The organism is Cupriavidus phytohabitans (assembly GCF_000426345.1).
In the GTDB taxonomy this organism is placed as follows: Bacteria; Pseudomonadota; Gammaproteobacteria; order Burkholderiales; family Burkholderiaceae; genus Cupriavidus.
This window is the reverse complement of the sequence record NZ_AUFE01000196.1, coordinates 1-2,460: the sequence shown is the minus strand read 5'-3', so window position 1 is coordinate 2,460 and position 2,460 is coordinate 1. Positions and strand designations below refer to the sequence as shown.

Below are 2,460 nucleotides of genomic sequence, written 5' to 3'. Positions count from 1 at the left end.
CTCAGCCCACATGCCGCAGTCGTTTGATGAGGGCCCAGAATCCTCCGCCTTTCAGTCACGCTGAGCTCTCAGACTGAATTTTTCAGGTCCGACTCTTTACCCGCAATGGGCATGACTGGACGCAGAAGTTGCGTTCGCTGGCGGCGGAAATCGAGAAGCTCGACATCTCGGAAGGCTGGCTGGACGGCGAGATCGTCGTGCTTCGCGACGGGATGCCCGATTTCAACGCCCTGCAGAACGCGATTGACGGCCATCGCAATGAGGCCATCGTCTACTTTGCGTTCGACCTGCCCTACTGGGAAGGGCGCGACCTGCGCAATTTGCCGCTGGTACAGCGCCGGGCCAAGCTGGCCACGCTGGTCGCGGACCGCACGGAGCGCGTGCGCTTCAGTGAGGCCTTTGAGGCGCCGCCCACACAGATGTTCCAGGCGGCCTGCCAGCTCGGTCTGGAAGGCTTGATGTTCAAGCGGGCAGACTCCCCCTATGTGTCGGCGCGAACCGAGAGCTGGCTGAAGGCGAAGTGCAAGCTGCGCCAGGAGTTCGTCATCGGCGGCTTCTCCGACCGCGAAGGCTCCCGCACCGAGATCGGCAGACTTTACCTGGGCGTCTACGCCGACGGCGAGTTGCGCTACACCGGGGGCGTCGGCACGGGCTGGGACAGCGCGGCGGCGACCGACCTGCGCAAGCGGCTCGCCAAACTGCAAGTGGACAAGAGCCCGTTCTCGACGGAAGCTCGGGCCAGCAGTCGCTGGGGCGGCCGCCGCGATGCGGCGGTGCAATGGGTCAAGCCGACGCTGGTCGCCGAAGTCGAATTCTCTGAGTGGACACCGGAAGGCCAGGTTCGCCACGCTTCCTTTAAGGGCCTGCGCACCGACCATGCCGCGAAGTCGATCCGGCGCGAGGCGGTCCAGACCGCCGTGACACCTCACGGCATGGTGGCCATCAAGGTCACCAACCCAGAACGTGTCATCGACAAGTCCCAAGGCATCACGAAGGTAGAACTGGTGCGCTATTACGAGAGCATCGCCAGCCGGATGCTGCCGCACCTGAAAGACCGTCCGCTGTCGCTGGTGCGCGCGCCCGACGGCATCGATGCGACGACGTTCTTCCAGAAGCATGCGGAGACCGCGATGCCGGGTCTAACCGAGCGGCCGCCCTCACTTTGGCCGCATCATGCGGCGCTGCTGACAGCCGATTCACCTGAAGCAATTGTCGCCGCCGCCCAGATGAATGTGGTCGAGTTCCATACCTGGAATTCCACCGCGCGCGACATCAATCATCCGGACCGGGTCATCTTCGACCTCGATCCCGGCGCTGGTGTCGCCTGGGAGACGATGATCGAAGCCGCCATGCTGGTGCACGCGCTGCTGGACGAACTGGGCCTGCAGGCGTGGCTGAAGACGAGCGGCGGCAAGGGCCTGCACATTGTCGTGCCGCTGGCGCCGCAGCGTTCCTACGACGAGGTGAAGGCATTTTCGCGGGCAGCAGTCCTGCACCTGGCCGCTGCCCTGCCCCAGCGCTTCACGGCGCGTTCGGGCGCCGCCAACCGCAAGGGAAAGATCTTCGTCGACTACCTGCGCAACGGCTTCTCGCAAACCACGGCCGCAGCGTTCTCGGCGCGGGCCCGTCCCGGCCTGGGGGTCTCGATGCCGGTGTGGGAGCAGTTGCCGAAGCTCAAGCGTGGCGACCAATGGACCATCCGGGACGCCCGCGAATACCTGAGTTTCCAGGTCGCGGACCCATGGGCCGCGTATTGGGGAACCGCCCAGACCTTAACTGACGCCATCCAACGATTAAGTTGACCCGTGGTGCCAACGCATTGTGGAGTATTCCATGGCCGCCCGATCCCTCGCCTCCCTGTCCCTGTCGTTCGGTCTGGTCTCGATCCCGGTTAAGCTGTACACCGCCACCGAGTCCAGCGCCGCGGTGCGCTTCAACCTGCTGAGCAAGGAAGGCGCGCGGCTGAAGCAGCAGTACATCTCGGAGCAGACTCAGAAGGTGGTCGAGTGCGCGGACATGGTCAAGGGCTACGAATTCGAGAAGGGCCACTTCGTCATCTTCTCGCCCGACGAACTGAAGGCGCTGGAAGAATGCGCCAGCCACATGGTCGATATCGTCACCGCCCGCGGTGCCCTCTGGCCTGCTGGCTATTTTTCTGAGAGGCCGCGCGGGGGCGATTGCGTACGGAGCAAGCTTGGACGGATACTAACGATGGGCAACTCACATGGTTGCCCGATTTCTTCGTGGACGTTCTGGGGGCTCTCTTCTTACCGGGTTGAGAGCCCATTTTTTGTGCTGGGTCGGGGCCACTGTGCGCCTTGGTTGGCGGTTGAGGGCGCACTTGCCGATAGGCATGCGCGCTTAGGGCAATGCTGATCAAGTCCTCCGATTCGTAAGAAGGCGCGTTATTTGAAGAATCACGAGCGCAAAGAGAAGAACATGAAGCAGATGACGTTGGCA

At 63.2% G+C, this 2,460-nt stretch carries 2 pseudogenes; both read left to right on the top strand.

Annotated features, from left to right (window positions below):
- Positions 1-86: 86 nt before the first annotated feature.
- A pseudogene (ligD, locus tag K309_RS38890) lies at positions 87-1,802 on the top strand (DNA ligase D); the annotation flags it as partial.
- 31 nt (positions 1,803-1,833) lie between these two features.
- A pseudogene (locus K309_RS38885) lies at positions 1,834-2,118 on the top strand (Ku protein); the annotation flags it as partial.
- Positions 2,119-2,460: the final 342 nt, after the last annotated feature.